This is a genomic window from Chryseobacterium sp. RR2-3-20, from assembly GCF_017808115.1.
In the GTDB taxonomy this organism is placed as follows: domain Bacteria; phylum Bacteroidota; class Bacteroidia; order Flavobacteriales; family Weeksellaceae; genus Chryseobacterium; species Chryseobacterium oryzae.
Map to the genome: position 1 here is coordinate 59901 of NZ_JADQBD010000009.1, position 18047 is coordinate 77947.

The 18047-nt window shown below is 33.9% G+C and carries 19 protein-coding genes and 1 pseudogene; 15 read left to right on the forward strand and 5 right to left on the reverse strand.

The genetic code is table 11. From position 1 onward, the window contains the following. Window positions 1-19 precede the first annotated feature (19 nt). From IV513_RS04010 to IV513_RS04040, 7 genes are all read left to right on the forward strand, one after another. Window positions 20-715 carry a DUF6759 domain-containing protein gene (locus IV513_RS04010; protein ID WP_209389222.1) on the forward strand — a complete coding sequence of 232 codons (696 nt, stop codon included), beginning with the start codon at window positions 20-22 and terminating at the stop codon, window positions 713-715. Window positions 716-821: 106 nt separating this feature from the next. Further along, complete coding sequence (locus IV513_RS04015) at window positions 822-2351, forward strand: T9SS type A sorting domain-containing protein (protein WP_209389223.1); 1530 nt, start codon at window positions 822-824, stop codon at window positions 2349-2351. A gap of 30 nt (window positions 2352-2381) precedes the next feature. Continuing rightward, complete coding sequence (locus tag IV513_RS04020; protein WP_245168850.1) at window positions 2382-3965, forward strand: T9SS type A sorting domain-containing protein; 1584 nt, start codon at window positions 2382-2384, stop codon at window positions 3963-3965. Window positions 3966-4076: 111 nt separating this feature from the next. After that, the gene (locus tag IV513_RS04025) at window positions 4077-4601 is read left to right on the forward strand and encodes a hypothetical protein (protein WP_209389224.1); all 525 of its coding nucleotides are present in this window, start codon (window positions 4077-4079) and stop codon (window positions 4599-4601) included. Between the two features lie 12 nt (window positions 4602-4613). Beyond that, window positions 4614-5396: an alpha/beta fold hydrolase gene (locus tag IV513_RS04030; RefSeq protein WP_209389225.1), complete on the forward strand. Its 783-nt coding sequence runs from the start codon at window positions 4614-4616 to the stop codon at window positions 5394-5396. Next, window positions 5393-6232, forward strand: a complete 840-nt coding sequence (locus IV513_RS04035) for a hypothetical protein (RefSeq protein ID WP_209389226.1) — start codon at window positions 5393-5395, stop codon at window positions 6230-6232. The genes IV513_RS04030 and IV513_RS04035 overlap by 4 nt, the downstream gene beginning before the upstream one ends. A 37-nt stretch (window positions 6233-6269) precedes the next feature. After that, window positions 6270-7064 carry a patatin-like phospholipase family protein gene (locus IV513_RS04040; protein WP_209389227.1) on the forward strand — a complete coding sequence of 265 codons (795 nt, stop codon included), beginning with the start codon at window positions 6270-6272 and terminating at the stop codon, window positions 7062-7064. Between the two features lie 39 nt (window positions 7065-7103). On the opposite strand, the gene IV513_RS04045 is transcribed toward IV513_RS04040, so the two are convergent. Next, window positions 7104-8111, reverse strand: a complete 1008-nt coding sequence (locus IV513_RS04045) for a bifunctional oligoribonuclease/PAP phosphatase NrnA (RefSeq protein WP_209389228.1) — start codon at window positions 8109-8111, stop codon at window positions 7104-7106. A 207-nt stretch (window positions 8112-8318) separates the two neighbouring features. On the opposite strand from IV513_RS04045, the gene rpmH reads away from it, so the two are divergent. Next, complete coding sequence (gene rpmH / locus IV513_RS04050) at window positions 8319-8477, forward strand: 50S ribosomal protein L34 (RefSeq protein WP_034679005.1); 159 nt, start codon at window positions 8319-8321, stop codon at window positions 8475-8477. A gap of 154 nt (window positions 8478-8631) precedes the next feature. Continuing rightward, window positions 8632-9342, forward strand: coding sequence for a cell division ATP-binding protein FtsE (locus tag IV513_RS04055; RefSeq protein ID WP_209389229.1), 711 nt, complete (start codon window positions 8632-8634; stop codon window positions 9340-9342). A 163-nt stretch (window positions 9343-9505) separates the two neighbouring features. On the opposite strand, the gene IV513_RS04060 is transcribed toward IV513_RS04055, so the two are convergent. Both IV513_RS04060 and IV513_RS04065 read right to left on the reverse strand, forming a co-directional pair. Next, window positions 9506-10006 (reverse strand): peptidylprolyl isomerase, encoded by a 501-nt coding sequence (locus IV513_RS04060; RefSeq protein WP_209389230.1) that lies wholly within the window; start codon window positions 10004-10006, stop codon window positions 9506-9508. Between the two features lie 100 nt (window positions 10007-10106). After that, window positions 10107-10364: a VF530 family DNA-binding protein gene (locus IV513_RS04065; RefSeq protein WP_209389242.1), complete on the reverse strand. Its 258-nt coding sequence runs from the start codon at window positions 10362-10364 to the stop codon at window positions 10107-10109. A 183-nt stretch (window positions 10365-10547) separates the two neighbouring features. Here IV513_RS04065 and IV513_RS04070 point away from each other — a divergent pair, with 183 nt between their 5' ends. Genes IV513_RS04070 through IV513_RS04085 form a run of 4 tightly spaced genes read left to right on the forward strand, consistent with a single transcriptional unit; the run spans window position 10548 to window position 15449 of the window. Beyond that, window positions 10548-10703 (forward strand): hypothetical protein, encoded by a 156-nt coding sequence (locus IV513_RS04070; RefSeq protein WP_209389243.1) that lies wholly within the window; start codon window positions 10548-10550, stop codon window positions 10701-10703. Further along, a complete protein-coding gene (locus IV513_RS04075; protein WP_209389231.1) occupies window positions 10700-11905 on the forward strand; it encodes an exonuclease subunit SbcD in 1206 nt (401 codons plus the stop codon). Before IV513_RS04070 ends, IV513_RS04075 begins: the two co-directional genes overlap by 4 nt. A gap of 3 nt (window positions 11906-11908) precedes the next feature. Beyond that, the gene (locus IV513_RS04080) at window positions 11909-14947 is read left to right on the forward strand and encodes an AAA family ATPase (RefSeq protein ID WP_209389232.1); all 3039 of its coding nucleotides are present in this window, start codon (window positions 11909-11911) and stop codon (window positions 14945-14947) included. Window positions 14948-14999: 52 nt separating this feature from the next. Then, a complete protein-coding gene (locus IV513_RS04085) occupies window positions 15000-15449 on the forward strand; it encodes a PH domain-containing protein (protein WP_209389233.1) in 450 nt (149 codons plus the stop codon). A gap of 40 nt (window positions 15450-15489) precedes the next feature. On the opposite strand, the gene IV513_RS04090 is transcribed toward IV513_RS04085, so the two are convergent. Together IV513_RS04090 and IV513_RS04095 are read right to left on the reverse strand one after the other, a co-directional pair. Then, window positions 15490-16509, reverse strand: coding sequence for an LLM class flavin-dependent oxidoreductase (locus tag IV513_RS04090; RefSeq protein ID WP_209389234.1), 1020 nt, complete (start codon window positions 16507-16509; stop codon window positions 15490-15492). A 98-nt stretch (window positions 16510-16607) separates the two neighbouring features. After that, complete coding sequence (locus IV513_RS04095; protein WP_209389235.1) at window positions 16608-17183, reverse strand: TetR/AcrR family transcriptional regulator; 576 nt, start codon at window positions 17181-17183, stop codon at window positions 16608-16610. A 128-nt stretch (window positions 17184-17311) separates the two neighbouring features. On the opposite strand from IV513_RS04095, the gene IV513_RS04100 reads away from it, so the two are divergent. Together IV513_RS04100 and IV513_RS04105 are read left to right on the forward strand one after the other, a co-directional pair. Beyond that, window positions 17312-17695, forward strand: coding sequence for a helix-turn-helix domain-containing protein (locus IV513_RS04100; RefSeq protein WP_209389236.1), 384 nt, complete (start codon window positions 17312-17314; stop codon window positions 17693-17695). Window positions 17696-17808: 113 nt separating this feature from the next. After that, window positions 17809-18047 (forward strand): annotated as a pseudogene (locus IV513_RS04105) (IS3 family transposase); the annotation flags it as partial.

Below are 18047 nucleotides of genomic sequence, written 5' to 3' on the forward strand. Positions count from 1 at the left end.
GAAATTTAAAATTCAATTGATGAAAAAAATATTTCTAATTTTATTTTTAAGTGTTTTCAGTCTTGGTATAGCACAGAAGAAGAAAAAGACAGGCTCGAAAGCAAAGGTAGTTGCAGAAAAAGAAACGGTTATTATTTATACATTACAAGAAGCTGAAACCAGTAACGAACCAAGAATTATCGCAGGTTTTATTAAGCAAAATCCAGGTCACGAAAAAACTGATGCTCTAAAGAGAAGATTAATTAATATCATCATGGCGGATAATTCTATCGAAGCCAAACCAACCATAAAACCTTTAAGCAAAGATAAGATTGAAAAAATTGTAAGCAATAACGAACTGAATAAAGGTAAGAATTTTGCTACAAATAAAACTTCTTCAGAAAAGAATGTAAGTCTGGCTTCTGCGGGAAGTAATAAGAAATCCGAGGTCAGCGAGCAAGGTAAAAAAACAGCTTCAATGCTTAGTCATATTTTTAATAATGATCCGAATGATAAGGAAGCGTATATCAATATTAAAAATAAATCTAAATGCAATCTTATCGTAAAAATAAGTGGCAGCAAATATTATAATTTAGAAGTTCCGGCAAGAGGACAGAATTTTGTAATGGTTGAAAAAGGAGAATATATTCTAACAACACAAGTTTGTGATGCTAAATATTCTTCTCTGAAAAAAATACAACGAGATATTCAGATTGAACTTAACGTAGCCGAATAATCTGCTTTGTTTTTGAAGTCTAAAGTGTTTTAGATTTAAATGCTTAACTAAACGATAGTTAAGGTAAAAATACTTACATTTGAGATATGTAGTAATTCTATTGCTTATGAAATATCTCAATTCCTTTTTTTTTCTTTTTGTTCTATCACTTGCTTACGCTCAAAGTCCGGCTATCCAATGGCAGAAATGCTTTGGAGGGAGTAATTCTGATACAGGAAACTCTATAAAAGTTACTTCGGACGGAGGTTATATAGTTGCGGGAAGTTCTAATTCTGTAAATGGCGATGTTACCCAGAATTTTGGCGGAGTAGACTATTGGATTGTAAAAATGAATTCTGTTGGAACTATCCAATGGCAAAAATCGTATGGAGGTAGTGGAGATGATTATGCAAATTCTGTTCAGCAAACATCTGATGGTGGATATATTGTAGCGGGAACTTCCAAATCAAATAATGGACACATTAGTAATAGTCATGGAAATAATGATTTTTGGATTGTAAAATTAGATTCTACGGGTAATCTGATTTGGCAAAAGTCTTTGGGTGGAACAAGTAATGATTCCGCTCAATCTGTTCAGCAGACAACCGATGGAGGGTATATCGTAGCGGGTTCATCATCTTCTAATAATGGTGATGTTAGTGCTAATCATGGATATTCTGATTTTTGGATTGTAAAACTCAATTCTACTGGGAATATTATATGGGAAAAGTCTTTAGGAGGAAGCGGCGAGGATGTGGCAATGTCGGTTCGGCAGACTTCAGAAGGAGGATATATTATTGCAGGTTATACTAATTCTTCCAATGGAAATGTTACTCAAAATTTTGGAGGCTCAGATTACTGGATTATAAAATTGAATTCCTTGGGAAATTTAGAATGGGAAAAATCTATTGGTAATTTATTCGACGATATTTCTTACTCAGCAGAGCAAACAATGGATGGTGGCTATATTGTAGCAGGAGCTACCACACTCAATTCTGAATCTGGAGTTCCGGATTACCGGGTTTTAAAGCTAAATAGTGCGGGAGGAATAGAATGGAGCAGGTATTTTGGGGGCAATGCTCACGATAATGGTCAGGAAGTTCGTCAGACGCCAGATGGCGGATATATTGTTGGTGGATGGACGGTATCCAATAATGGAGATGTAACGGGTAATCATGGTATTCAGGACTTTTGGCTCGTAAAATTAAATTCACAAGGAAGTTTAGTTTGGCAGAAAACTTTAGGAGGAATTGATGTTGATGCTTTCTCGTCTCTTGAAGTTACTCCGGATAATGGTTATATTGTTGCGGGTTATACAATGTCTAATTCTGGTGACGTTTCTGGTAATCACGGAGCTATGGATGCTTGGGTGGTTAAATTAAATCCTGAACAGCTATTTGTTTCAGAATCTATACATACTAATCAGATTCTGATGTATCCCAATCCTGCAAAAAATTTCTTTTATTTGGATCATCTTCCTGCAGATGTTCTTGTTGATGTTACCGATATTTCTGGAAGAAAAGTTTTTTCAGAATATCATAACACTGAAAAAATAAAAATCAATACATCAGAATTTACCAACGGAACTTACATCGTGGGTGTTAAGAAGAAAGATGGTACGTTTGTTTTCTCAGAAAAATTAATAATCAGTAAATAGAAAATCACTTTTAAATTCAAAATAATATCATTGAATAAAATATTAATCCTTTTGCGTATGAAGTATTTTAATTTTCTTTTTTTATTACTTCTGCTTCCTGTTGTAGCAAAAAGCCAAAATTCTACAATACAATGGCAGAAATCTTTTGGAGGTGGCTTTGAAGAGTCTGCAAGATCTGTGGTTCAAACTCCCGACGGTGGATATATTGTTGCAGGAAAATCTAAATCCTATGAAGGAGATCTTACCGTAAATTATGGGAATTTTGATTTTTGGGTAGTAAAAATAAATACAATGGGAATTTTGCAATGGCAAAAATCTTATGGAGGTTCCGGAGAGGATGAGGCAACATCTATTAGGAACACTTCGGATGGTGGCTACATCGTTGCAGGATTTACTTTTTCTTCCGATGGCAACATAACTGTTAATAAAGGTGCTGCAGATTATTGGATTGTAAAATTGAATGCAAATGGAGATGTAGAATGGCAGAAAACATATGGCGGTCCTGGAAATGATCGGGCAAATGCAATAAAACAAACACCCGATGGTGGTTATGTGGTGGCGGGGTTTTCGAACTCAGTTTCAGGAGATATAACAAATTCTCATGGAAATAATATGGATTATTGGATATTAAAGCTGAATAGTACAGGGAATATCCAATGGCAAAAATCTATTGGCGGACTAAGTGACGATAAAGCGTATGATATAGATCTTACTTCGGATGGTGGTTATATTGTAACTGGAGATACTTCATCATCATCTTCAGGAGATCGATCCGGCAATACACAAGGTGGAGCAGATGTTTGGGTAGTAAAGCTTTCTTCAATAGGAAATATTGTATGGGAAAAAGCATTTGGAGGAAGTGCCGCAGATCTTTCATTTTCAGTAAAACAGACAAAGGATGGTGGGTATATTGTAGCCGGAGATACCAAATCGCAAAATGGTGATATTATATTCAATAATGGAGGAAATGATTATTGGATTATTAAATTGAATTCCGCAGGAAATCTGGAATGGCAAAAAACATTGGGCGGAGGTGCTTATGATAGAGCTCAGTCAATTATTCAGCTTAGTGATGGAAATTATATGGCTGTCGGATATAGTCCGTCATCAGATGGAGATGTAATAGGTAATAACGGAGCTGTAGATTACTGGTTGGTAAAACTGAACCAAAATGGAGATTTCATTTGGCAAAAATGTTTAGGAGGTTCCGGATCAGAATTTCCATATTCTCTTATTCAGTCATCAGATGGAGGTGTAGTTATCGCGGGTGAATCCGATACCAATAATAATTCTGGAGATGTTACAGGAAATCATGGGTTTCGAGATTTTTGGATTGTAATACTAAATTCGGTTCTTGGTGTCAATGAAAGTGCTATTGCGAATGGAATTTCTATTCATCCTAATCCTGCCAAAAACTTTTTCAAAATAAATAATTTACCAATGGGAACAGCTGTAACTATTTATGATATTTCCGGCAGGGTTATTTTATCTCAAAAATATAATCAGGAAAATATTTCTGTTGATATTTCACAAATTAAAAATGGAAATTATATTGTAAAAGCAGAAAATTCGGGAAAAGTCGTATTATCCGAAAAACTCATTATTGTACACTAAGTTGGGAGTGTAAAAAATATAAAACTTAAGAAAAAAAATTAAACAATATTTAAAAGAGCATCTTTAAAATGCTCTTTTTTTTAATTAAATTTGAGGAAATTTCAATACTGAATGAAAAAAATATTTTACTCAACCCTTATTGTAGCAGTAGTGGTTTCGTGTTCGAAAAAAGAGGCCTCTTCCAATATTGGTAAAACAGACAGTGAGAAAGTAGACTCTATAAACGCAGCTCGTACTCGTTATAACGATAGTATAAAGATTCTAAACAGCAGCAACAGATTCAAAGATTTCAGCGGCAGCCACAGACTTAGTTACGAAAGTGAAGGATACAATAAAATGTCCGGAACAGTAAATTTTGATAAAATTACCGGTGAAAGAGATAGCTATCATATTTCTGGAAACATTCAGTCAGGAAAAAACTCTTTGAAAATGAATGGCTCTGTAAAAATTGTTTCGCCTAAGCACATGAATTTTACCGGAGAAATTACTCAAAAAATTTCTGATAACGACAACGGAAAACCTTACACCAGAAAAGGCAAAAAGACATTCATGTCCAAGGATGGCGGGAAAACTTACCGTTTGCAGGATATGGTAAATGGTTCGGGTTTTGTTGATTATATTGATATTCACTTTTAAAGAAAGGAAATAATGCTGCATTTTGAAAAAAAAGGAGTTGGAAAGGAGATATTGGTTCTTCTTCATGGTTTTATGGAGAACAGTTCAATTTGGTCTGATGTAGAAAAGAATCTTTCCAGCGATTTTAGTATATTAAAGATAGATCTTCCCGGTCATGGAAAATCTGAAATTTTAGCAGAAGTCCATACAATGGAACTGATGGCGGATGAGGTAAAAAAAGTTTTAGATCATGAGAAAATAGATAATATTCATCTTTTGGGGCATTCCATGGGAGGATATGTTTCGCTGGCATTTGCAGAAAAGTTTCCTGAGAGTTTAAAAAGTTTAACTTTATTTTTTTCAACATTCTTAGCGGATGATGAGCAGAAAAAAGAACAGCGTAAAAAAAGTTACCGCATTATAAAAGATGCATTTGCTCATTATGCAAGAGCAGGGGTTCCTAATCTGTTTAATCCTAATGAATTGGATGTTTTGGAAGGGAAAATAGAAAACGCATTAGAAATTGCTCTGTCTACAAATAATCTCGGTGCTTTGGCATGTGTAAAAGGGATGGTAGAACGACCAGACAGAAAAGAAGTTTTAGAAAATCTTGAAGCTAAAATTCTCGTAATTGCCGGGAAACACGATAACGCCGTTAAAACAGAACTTGTGATGAAAAATCTTCCCGACAGAACCAATATTAAATCTTATATTTTAGATTGCGGACATAATGGGCATTGGGAAAAGCCAAGTATTTGTGCGGAAATAATCAATACCGAACTTCTTCATCATCTACCTAAAAAATTAGTTTTGTGATGAGGTTTTTTATAGGTGTTTTTTCATACTCAGTAATCATTCTCTCTTTTGTAGGATGTAAAAAAGAAAGTTCTTTAACTAAAAATAATAAAGATTCTGTTGTGTCTTCTGTGTCAAATAAAGTGACGAAAGACTCTTCAGTCATAAAAAGCAGTACAACTGAAGTTTTTAGTTTTCAGACCGAACTTTGCGACAATAAAGGGTATTTCAATCCTCAAAAATATACCGTAGAACAGCTTGAAGATACTTATAAACTGTGTTATCATTTGGGCGGAGTAAGTTTCAATACTCCATCGGTTTTTAATGTAAACAGTCTTTCGGAAGTTAGAAAAAATAAAGAAAAAATATTAGCAAAATTAGATAAGGATTTTGAAGAAAAGAAAAAGCTTTATAATCAATTAAAAATAGTAGATAATACTTATTGGCAAAAGATTAAAGAGCAGAGATATAATGCTTTACATCAGGAATATGAAAAAGAAAAACTGCAGATGGCGGCGTATTCGGATCCGTCGGTTTTGCTGAACAGTAAGTTTTCTGGAAAGTGCAAAAATTTTGCTTCAGCTTTGAATTCTACGGATGATGTAATAATTTCAGAATGGAGAAAAGTTCGTGAAAAAGCAAGCAAATCGAATGCAGATCCCGAAAGAATAATGAACGATTTTGAAACTCATCTTAAAGAACCTAACTGGAAAGATTATGCGATAATAGATTTAATTACTTTTGGATGGGGGAATTGTGCCAATGCTCAGATAGAACGCCCTGCACAGGACGAAAAAATGAATAAAGAATTTGAAAATCTTTTTATAAAAATAGATTCTGAATGCGATGAACCTTAGTAAGTCGCTCTAATCTCTTCTGTAAAGTTGAAATCTAATGGGAATATTTTCGTTCAAGACAAAAAAGCCAATTATAGGACTTACACTTTCAGGTGGCGGAATGCGTGGGATTGCCCATATTGCCGTTTTGATGGCTTTGGAAGAATATAATTTAAAGCCGGATATAATTTCGGGTACCAGTGCGGGTTCTGTGGTGGCTGCATTTTATGCATTGGGAAAAACTCCGGATGAAATGTTAGAAATTGTAAAGCAAACTACATTTTTTTCTCGATCTTTTCTAAGGCTTTCCAAAAACGGAATTTTTAGTTCTAAATTTATTATGAAACTGTTTACGGATTATTTTCCGGAAAACGATTTCAGGGTTTTGAAAATTCCGGTCTATGTTGCTGCCACAGAAATGACTCATGGTATTGTAGATTTCTTTTCTGAAGGAGAATTGTTTGCTCCGCTTTTGGCATCATCCAGCGTTCCCTTCATTTTACCACCTGTAAGAATTGGCGAAAAAATTTATGTAGACGGTGGCGTATTAGATAATCTTCCCATTGAGCCTATTGTCGATAAATGTGATTTTCTCATAGGTTCACATGTTAATTCGATAAGCTATGATGGATTAGAAAATATGAGCTTAATGAAAGAATTCGACAGAATTTTACATTTAGCCATTGCAAAATCTGTTTATTCTAAAGTGAAATTCTGTGATATATTTTTGGATCCTCCGAAAATGACAAAATTCAGCCTGTTCAATAAAAAACTTTTGGATGTAATGTTCAGTGAAGTTTACGAATATACTTGTAAAGAACTCGAGGAGAAAGGTTACAGCCGTAATTCCTAATTCTTCTTCTGAGGATTTAAGCAAACTTCAGGTAGTTCTTTATAATTCTTCTTCCGTTGCAATTTTCTCCTTAAAGGTTTCGATAGTGTCCATTAAGTTTTCATGAGATTTTCCTCCGGCAGCATTAATATGACCTCCCCCGTGGAAGTACTTTCTTGAAAACTGATTTACGTCTACATTTTCTTTACTTCGGAAAGAAATTTTGATGAAATCTTCATACAAGTCTTCCATGAAAAATGCGGCCATTTTTACCCCTAAAATACTGAGTCCGTAATTCACAAAACCTTCCGTATCACCTTTTTGGAAGCCATATTCTTGTAATTCTTTTCGGGTGAGATATAAAACAGCTACTGTGCCATTATTTACCACTTCTATCCGTCCTAAAATTAAAGCCAGCAAATGCATTCTCGAAACGGTGTTCGTGTCCAGTGTATTGGAAGTAATAACGGAAGGATCTGCACCTTTTTCGATTAAATTAGCAACAATTCGGTGTGTTGTAGCACTTGTAGAACGGAATCTGAAACCTCCTGTATCTGTCATAATTCCTGTATAGAGGCAGTCTGCTATATCTTTGTTCACAAGTTTCTCATCATCCATCGCTTCGATAAAATGATAAACCATTTGGCAGGTTGCAGGGATAATGGTATCAGAATACACAAAATCAAAATCTTCAGGTTGTTGGTGGTGGTCAATAAGTATTTTTTTTGCTTTTGCTCTCATCAACCAATCTCCTAAAAGTCCGATTCTTGAAGGTGAATTAAAATCTAAGCAGAAAATAACATCTGCGTCATTTATCAGTTCAAATGCTAGTTTTCTTTTGTATTCCCCGATAATATTTTTCTTTGCTTCCGGCATCCATTTCAGAAACTTCGGAAAATCGTTAGGAACGACTACTTCTGCTTCAAGACCTTTAGCTTTAAGATAATGTTTTAGACCTAAACTAGAGCCAATTGCGTCACCATCCGGATTGTAATGGGTAAGAATAACAATTTTGTTTTCAGGGACAAGAAGGGTGTTAATTTCTAAAAGCTCTGCAGGTGTAAACATTTTCTTTAAATTTGAGTTTCCAAAGATAGAGTTTTTTGATTTGTTTTTTCTTGTGGAAATAACTCTTAGAAATATTTTGATGATTAAAATGATATTTATATAACAAAAAATATTAAAAAAATCTTCCGAATATTTGTATCTGATAAAAAATTCTATATCTTTGCAACCTGAAAAAATAATAGATAATTACGACTTAAACATATAGTAATGAGCAAAAGAACATTCCAACCATCAGAAAGAAAGAAAAGAAACAAACACGGTTTCAGAGAAAGAATGTCTACACCAAACGGTAGAAGAGTTTTAGCTGCAAGAAGAGCTAAAGGAAGAAAAAGCTTAACAGTAAGTTCTGCAAGAGCTAAAAGATAATTCTTTAGTTACAATATACAAACTATGCTTGAAAAGTACTTTTTCAGGCATTTTTTGTTGTTAAAATTTGCTAAATTTTTAGGTTTGTAAAGTATCTTTTTTTACTTTTAAAATCTGAAATAAGCTTTTTGAAAAGTTTCACAAAAACAAGATTATGCCACATTCAAATATCTCGGGAGACAGCATTGTATATTTACAGGACGCAAAAATTTCTCAGAAAAACTTTACCGTACTTACAGATGTAAATCTCAATATAAAAAAAGGAAGATTCTGTTACCTGATTGGTAAAACAGGATCCGGAAAAAGTTCACTTCTTAAAACTTTGTACGGGCATATTCCTTTAGCAATGGGAAAAGGTGAGGTTGTAGGTTTTGATATTGCTAAGCTTAAAACCTCTGATATTCCGAACCTGAGAAGAAAACTTGGGATTGTGTTTCAGGATTTCCAGTTGCTGTCTGACAGAACTGTCGAGAAAAATCTGAAATTTGTACTTGAAGCAACAGGCTGGAGCGACAAACATAAAATGGATGATCGTATTAATGAGGTTCTTTCTAGTGTAAACATGAAAGGGAAGAAACATAAAATGCCGCACGAACTTTCTGGAGGAGAACAACAGCGTATTGCTATTGCAAGAGCACTTCTCAATCATCCGGATTTAATTTTAGCAGATGAGCCTACAGGAAATCTTGATCCTGAAACTTCTAATGAAATTATGACGCTTCTTAAAAAAGTAGCCGAAGATAATCACGCTGCGGTGGTCATGGCAACTCACGATTATCACATGATTCAGAATTTCCCGGGAGAAGCAATAAGATGTGAGGATGGAAAAGTTTCTGTTTTGGATACATCAGAGCTTTTCGAGTAAAAATTATACATTAGAAATATTTTCATAAAAAAAATAGATAAAAAAGTCCGGGAAAACTCTCGGACTTTTTCAATTTATAAACTCAAAATGATGTAATTTTTACATTTTTAGACACAAAAAATGCCCGATATATCGAGCATTTCATATTGTTGAAAGTATTTTTTTAGTGACCTTCGTTTCCGTCAATTCCATGAGCATGACCGTGAGAAAGTTCCTCTTCTGTAGCTGGTCTTGTATTCAAAACTTCTACTTGGAAGTCTAAAACTTTTCCAGCCATTGGATGGTTTAAATCTGCCACTACCGCTTCAGGAGTTACTTCAACTACAAACGCCTGGAAATTATTTCCTTGGTTGTCAGATAAAGGCAAAATTGCTCCAATTGGTGGAATTCCAGATTCTGCAAACATATCTATAGGAAGCTGTGCAATAGCATCTTCTTGTTTAGGACCGTATGCTTCTTCAGGCTGAATAACAAATTCTGCTTTATCACCTGCTTTAAGCCCAAGAATATTCTGCTCAAATTTAGGAATCATCATTCCTACGCCATATAAAAATGTAAGTGGATTTTCTGCTGTAGTTTCTTCTACTAAAGTTTTAGTTCCATCTTCTTCGATAGTGTGAAGAATATACTTTACAGCTACCACATGATTGTTTTCAATTGTCATATTTTTCTTTTTTCCGTGAAAATTAATCACGATTACAGTGCAAATATAATCTTTTTGAAATGATTTTTATGGCAGCAAATTATATAAAAATGGTTGAGGTTTAATCGTTTTTTTCTTCATTTCTAGACTGCTTTTTCTTTTGCCTTAGTACATACAGATACAGACTTTCTACTTTGTCTCTTGCCCAAGGTGTTTTCCTTAAAAATTTCAAAGAAGAATTAATGCTGGGATTCTCGTTAAAACACCGTATATTAATCTGTTTTCCTAACTCTCCGAAACCATTGTAATATTCTACCAATTCTTCAAGAATGGCATCCAGTCTTTTTCCGTGAAGAGGATCTTTAGATTGATTTTCCATAATGGTGTAAAGGTAAAAATTCATTTTTAAAACAATAAATTTTCAAAACAGATTGATGCCATATTCCGTAAATTTGAAAGATGATATTTCTGCTATAATTATAGTCTTGTATTTTTTTTTAAAGAAATAAGGCTATATTGGTGAACAGCAGAGAAAAGATAAAAATTATTTTAAATATAATTGATGATGAGCAGGAATACCGATGCCAACAGAAAATTACATAAAAAGAAAATCGACCAGAAAAAGCGTAAAACACAAAACGCCGAAGCAGAAAGAAAAGCACGCCTAAAGCAAATTCGGGAAGATTTTAAAGCAAAAGAAAAAGGGGATATTTTATGAAAATTCTTCATACCGCCGATTGGCATTTAGGAAAACGTCTCGACCGTTTTTCCAGACTGGAAGAGCAGATTTTGGTAATGGACGAAATTGTTCAGATTGCTGATGAACAAAAGATTGATTTGGTTTTAGTTGCAGGAGATTTGTTTGATAATTTTAACCCTGGTGTAGAAGCTGTTGAACTTTTTTATAAAACATTAAAACGTTTGTCTTTAAATGGAAAACGTCCTGTTATTGCCATTTCAGGAAATCATGATTCTCCTAATTTTATTGATGCTCCGGATCCTTTGGCTCGAGAATGCGGAATTATTTTAATAGGACATCCTAAAGCGGTTATTCAGCCTTTTAAAATGGATTTTTTTGAAGTTTCCCAATCGGCAGAAGGTTTTATAGAACTCAAACTGAAAAATCAGGACAATCCGGTAAGAATTATTCACACACCTTATGCCAACGAAATTCGCCTTAAAGAATATTTTGGCGAAAATAAAGAAGCCGAATTGAATCAGATTTTAGCCGATAGCTGGAAAAAAACAGCCGATGAATTCTGCGATGATAAGGGCATTAATCTTTTGATGGCTCATTTGTACATGAATAAGAGAGGAGCTACAATTTTGGAGGAGCCGGAAGGAGAGAAGCCTATAAAAATTGGGAATGCAGATTTAATCTGGTCAGAAATTATTCCATATCAAATACAATATACGGCTTTAGGGCATCTTCATGGATTCCAAAACATAGGAACTGCAGAAAAACCGGTAATTTATTCTTCTTCTCCACTTTGCTACAGTTTTTCTGAGGCTGGACAGACAAAATATGTCACCATTATTGAAGCTGAGCCCATTAAAGAGGTTTCTTATGAGAAAATTGCGTTAAAGAATGGAAAAAAGCTTATCCGGAAAACATTTAATTCTGTAGAAAATTCGGTGGAATGGCTCATCGAAAATCCAAATTGCCTGATTGAACTCACATTAAAAAGCGATACTTTTTTAAAAGCTGAAGAAAGAAAGCTCATTTACCAGTCACACAACGGAATTGTCCATTTGATTCCGAAAGTGAAAAATCAGGATTTTATAGATGACGAGGTGAAGGAAATCAATTTAAGTCAGGATCCTCTGCCGTTATTTATCGACTATTTTAAATCTAAAAACAACGGACAAGCTCCGAACGAAGATCTAATAAATCTATTTAAAGAAATTGAAAATTATTAACGTATGATTCCTATTCAGTTAACCTTAGAAGGTTTATATTCTTATCAGGAACGCCAGAAAATTGACTTTGAAAATTTAACAGAAGCCGGTCTTTTTGGGATTTTCGGTTCTGTCGGTTCGGGAAAGTCTTCTATTTTGGAAGCTATATCTTTTGCACTGTACGGAGAAACGGAACGTCTGAATAAACAGGATAAACGTGCGTATAACATGATGAATTTAAAATCGAACAAATCTTTTATAGAGTTTGATTTTTTGAATTATGAAAATAAAAAATTTCGTGCAACGAGAGAATTTAAACGCAATTCTAAGAATTTCACCGATGTAAAAACACCTACCGTAACTTTTTATGAATCTGTAAATGAAAATTGGGTTCCTTTAGACCATACAAATGCCGAAAAAATTATTGGGTTGAGTTATGCGAATTTCAAAAGAACCATCATCATTCCTCAAGGGCAGTTTAAAGAATTTTTGGAGCTGGGTGCAACCGACCGTACCAATATGATGAAAGATATTTTCGGTCTCCAAAGGTTCGATTTGCAAAATAATGCTTCTCTTTTACATAATAAAAATAAATCTGAACTCGATCAGCTGGAAGGTCAGCTGAAAGGTTTTGATGATGTAAATGAAGAACAAATTTCTGCGCAGAAAAATATTCTGAAAGAATCACAGCAAAAGTTTGATGAAGTAAAAGTTCAGTTTAAAAATATTGAGAATAAATACCAACAGTTAAAAAATTTAAAATCCGATTTTGAATTACTTAAGCAAAAAGAATCCGATTTTGAGAAACTTAGTGCTCAAAAAAAAGAAATTGACGAATTAGAAGTTAAAACAGATGTTTTTGATAAGCTTTTCAGAGCTTTCACTCCCCTAATTTCAGAGAAAAATAAGCTGGAAAAAGAAATTGCCGAACAGTTGAGAAGTAAAGAGCGTCATCTTAAAATTTTAAAGGAAACCGAGATTCAGTTTGAAAATATTAAAAATAAGCTTTCGGCGGTTCAGCCAAAATATGAAGCTTTGAATCAGACTAAAAATCAGGAAAATGATTTGGCGTTAATTCTTCAGATGCTTAAGTTTTCGGAGGAAATTGTAGAATTGAGAAAAAGAACTGAAAATGGCAGCAGCAAAGTAAAAGAGGTTGAAGAGCATCAAAATATAGTTCAGGAAACCATTAATGCTTTATCGGGAAAAGCAGAAGATTTGAAGTCCCAAAAATTAGATTCTAGTTTGCTTTTACACGTTGGAAACTGGTTTTCTGATAAGAAAAAGTTGGAAGAAGCACTCCTGAATCAAACTGCAAAAGGTGAGGCGAAAAAAACTGAAATCAACGCAATTTCTAATGAGCTGAAAGCATTAGAAATTAACGAAGAAACTTACAAAAATCAATTCCAAATACAAATTGAAGAATTAGAGAATTTCAGTAAAAAAATGTCCGAAAAACGCAGTCATTTCGAAGTTCAGCAGAAACTTGCTCATTTTGCCAATGATTTGCACGATGGCGAAACTTGTCCGCTTTGTGGATCTTTGGAGCATCCGGAAATCGTGAAATTTGAAGATGTAAATTTCGAGTTAAACGAAATTCTTAGGCAAACTAAAGAAACCGACATTCAAAAAGAAAAACTTCAAAAACAGTTTTTGGAAATTGAAAAAATTCTCGACAGAAAAAAGATTTTTCAGGAACAGTTGAAATCGGAAGAGATTATTGTACAAGGGATTAATAAAAATATTGAAGAACATCATCAAAATTTCCATTGGAACAATTTCCATGCTGAAAATGAAAAAGAATTTCAAGAAAAAAGAAGTCAGTCTTTTGAAATTGAGAAACAGATTGAAGAACTGAATACCAAGATTTCTTCCGAGCAAAAAAATATGACAACCCTAAGAGATAATCTTAGTCAATACAATAAAGCGTTAGAAAAATTCAGGTTAGATGAGGCGAAAAAAGAAGAGCAAATAAGAACTAATGAAGGCAATCTAAAAACCTTAAAATGGACAGAATATAAAGACAGAAAGATTGCTGAAATTGATGAAGTTTACCAAAATCTCTCTCAATCTAACCTTGAAATAGAACAGAATTATCTGCAACTCAGCAAAGAAAATGGAATTATCGTTCCTCAATTGGCAGAACGTAAAACGATTGTTGATCAGTTGGTTAATAGAATTCGAGATTTAGAAAATGAAGCTTTAGAAAATAAAAATTCTATCAATAAAACTCTTTCTGAGCATCAATTTGGAAGTTTAGAAGAAATTCAGGAAATTATTTTGCAGGAAATTGACGTTCAGAATGTAAGAATTAAAATTCAAAATTTTAAGATTCAGTTTGAAACGCTGAAAAACAGCATTTTTGAACTGCGACATAAACTGAACGGTTTTTCTTTCGATGAAGAAGAATTCTCAGCCATTGAAAATCAATTCAAAAATTTGGAAAACGAACAGAAAATAGCCAATAATTCTGTGGTAAAAATCAGTGCGGAAATAGAACGTTTGCAAAATGAATTCAAAAAGAAAGAAAATCTTTTGAAAGATTTGGTAAAACTCCAAAAACGCGATGAAAATTTAAAAGTAATGAAAAATCTTTTTAACAGAGCGGGTTTTGTAGAGTATGTTTCTTCCATTTATCTCAGACAGTTGTGCGATCATGCAAACGTAAGATTTCACAGAATGACGCGAAATCAGCTCAGTCTTCAACTGAATGAAAGTAATGATTTTGAAATTATAGATTATCTGAATGAAGGGAGAAGCCGAAGTGTAAAAACGCTTTCTGGCGGACAGGCTTTTCAAGTTTCTTTAAGTTTGGCTTTGGCTTTAGCAGAAAGTGTTCAGACCAACGCAAAAGCAGATAAAAACTTCTTTTTCATCGATGAAGGTTTTGGGACGCAAGATTCAGAATCTGTAAACGTGGTATTTGAAACACTGATGAATCTTCAGAAAGAAAACCGTATTGTGGGAATTATTTCGCACGTAGAAGAGCTGAAGGAAAAAATTCCGGTCTCACTTACCATTGTAAAAGATGAAGAAAAAGGAAGTTTAATACAAATTGTTTAGAAACTGTTTTATAATCGTTATTTTTGAAACATTAAAACCATCATGAACCATCATGCAAAATTTACCCATCATTTTAAAACCATCTAAAGTAAAAAGTATTATACTTATCATCATCAGTATTTTGTTTATTGTAATGGGAATTTTTCTGTTAGATAAAAATATGATGATTTCTGTTTTGGATATGGTCTTTTTTGGTCTTTGCCTTATTGTTTTCATCATCAATTTAATCCCAAATTCTTCTTATTTAAAAATTGATGTTGCAGGAATTGAAATGAAAAATCTTTTTAAAACGACTTTTATTCCGTGGCAGGCGGTAAGTGGTTTTAGAACGAAATATATTTTTGTGAATAAAATGGTTGTTTTTGATATTGATCCCAAGTTGCTGGAAAATTCAAAACTGAAGGGTAAAACGGGTGCATTTCCCGATACTTACGGGATGTCTGCAAAAAAACTTGCCGAATTACTCAACGAGTATAAAGCAAAATCAGAATCTTTTTTATAGAAACAACCTCCTTTGAAAAACTTCAAAGGAGGTTGTTGTTTTATCTAACCTGAGGAGCGACTTTTTCACCAAACAGTTCAATAGATTTTCTCATGATACTGTCTTCGGGAGCACCCACATCCATGTGACCAATAAATCTTGTAATTCCGAAAATTTCTTTCATATAAGCAATTTTATCGGCAACTTCATTGCTGTTTCCTATGAACAGTGCGCCTTCTTTTGCTCTTCCGCCATCGTACTGCATTTTTGTATAAGGAGCCCATCCTCTGGATTTTCCTATTCTGTCCATTTGAGATTTATAGTTTTCAAAATAGCCTTCCACAACATTTTTATCATCACTTACAAAAGTATGAGAATGAATCGCAATCTGCATTTCAGATTCTGGAAATCCTGCTTTTAGATATTCCTGTTTGTAAAATTCAATTAAATTTTTAAATTGAATGGGCATTCCGCCAATAATGGCAACAATAAGTGGCATTCCCAATTGTGCAGCACTTAAAACCGATTGTGGAGTTCCGCCAACAGCTCTCCAAATAGGAATTTTACCATTATTTTTTGCTCTTGGATATACGGTCTGATTTTGCATTGAAGGACGCAGTTTTCCGCTCCAGGAAACATTTTCTTCTGAATTTATTTTCAGTAATAATTCAAGTTTTTCATCAAAAAGCTCTTCGTAATCGTTCAACGAATATCCGTAGAGAGGAAAAGATTCGATAAAACTTCCACGACCTACGAAAATCTCTGCTCTGCCATCCGAAATTAAATCTATTGTCGAAAAATCTTCATACACTTTTACGGGTTCAGAAGAACTTAAAACCGTTACACCGCTCGCCAATTTAATATTTTTGGTAACACTCGCCGCAGCTGCCAATATAATCTCGGGCGAAGAAACTGCATAATCCGGACGGTGATGTTCTCCCATTGCAAAAACATCAATTCCCACTTCGTCCATCAGTTTTACCTGATCGATAATTTCACGGATTTTAATACCCGCATCTTTATATTTTCCTGTTTGCTGGTCGATTGCTAAATCGCCAAACATTCCTATTCCTAATTCCATTTGCTTAAATTTTATAAAACAAAATTAGCCCAAAACAAAATTAAAAACATTGATGAATGATAAGAACCGAAATGCGAAATTCTTTAAAAAAGGAATTGTTATTTCTGATTTCCAAGAAGTCCGAAAAGGATTTTGTCTCTAATTTCTGAGGTGATATCTGTGGCAGATTCAGAGTTTCTTTTGAACCAAAAATAAGAATTGTTTAGAGTGTGAAGAATGAATCTTGTGGTAAACGCAGGAGATTTCAGTTCCCAATTTTGTGCTAGATAAATTTCACAAAGAAGTTCTTCCACATCTTGCTGATATTTTTTTCTAAGAAGAACAAATTCTGGTAATCTTTCCTCAAGATGCTTCCATTCGTTAGAATAAATATGGGTAACATCTCGGTTTTTTAAAACTACCGACAAATGCTTATCTATAAAAAAACTCAACTTATCGTAAGGTGGAAGATTGGTGTTTTTAACTTCCTGCAATGCTTTGAAAAAATCTTCTGCAACGGCAAAGCAAATCCATTCTAAGATTTCTTCTTTAGAACGGATGTGTGCATACAGAGATGCTGCTTTAATATTTAGTTTTGTAGCCAAATCGCGAACGGAACTGCCCATGTAGCCCTTTTCTTTAAAAAGTTCTACTGCAACATCCAATATCTTAATTTGTTTTTCTTTTAGCTCCATTGATGTTGCAAAAGTAGTTATAATCTATTTAATGCAACAAATTATATAGATTTCGTGGTTTAAATTAATCTAGATAAATCTATCGCACCAAAATAGGTTGACCTTTTTTTAAGCACCTTTAATACACATTGGACTTAACAAATGATCAACCCGGCCGAAGAAAGAACGGCAAAGAAATTTCTTTCGAATTCAAATTTTTCGTCATACAGCAAATTGCTAACGGACAAATTTCTGCTAACTTTGCTTCCAAGAAGTATAATATCTCCAGAAGTACAATCGCCTATTGGCAACACAAACTCAGCAATTATATGACCGGAAAAAAATATAAAAGCAAAGACGACGAAATCAAAGCTTTGCGTGATAAAATTTACGATTTGGAAGGTATTAAAGACTTTCAACAAGACATTATCATCGAATTTGAACGCGTTACAGGAAAGGAACTCTCAAAAAAGTTATTGCCCGAGAAATTGGCAAACGAGATTCAGCGAAAAAAGAAAAAATTAAAGGACTAAAACCCTTCAAAAAACGCTGGATATACCAATCTCTCGGGATTACTAAACAGGCTTACTATCAAAGAATAAAAGATGACATCAAAAGGCAAGAACAAAATCAAACAGTTCTAGAAATGGTTGCAGAAATCAGAAAAGAAAGGCGAAAAACAGGAACTGTTAAACTCTACCATGAAATAGCTCCTAAACTCAAAGAAAACAATATCAAAATGGGACGACAGAAGCTCGCTGAATTGCTACGTTTCAATGGATTGCCGGTCAAGAAAACAAAACGATTCCATATCACAACGGACTCTAAACACGGTTTTTACAAATCTCCGAACAGAATTAAAGAACTCGAAATCAATCACGCTGA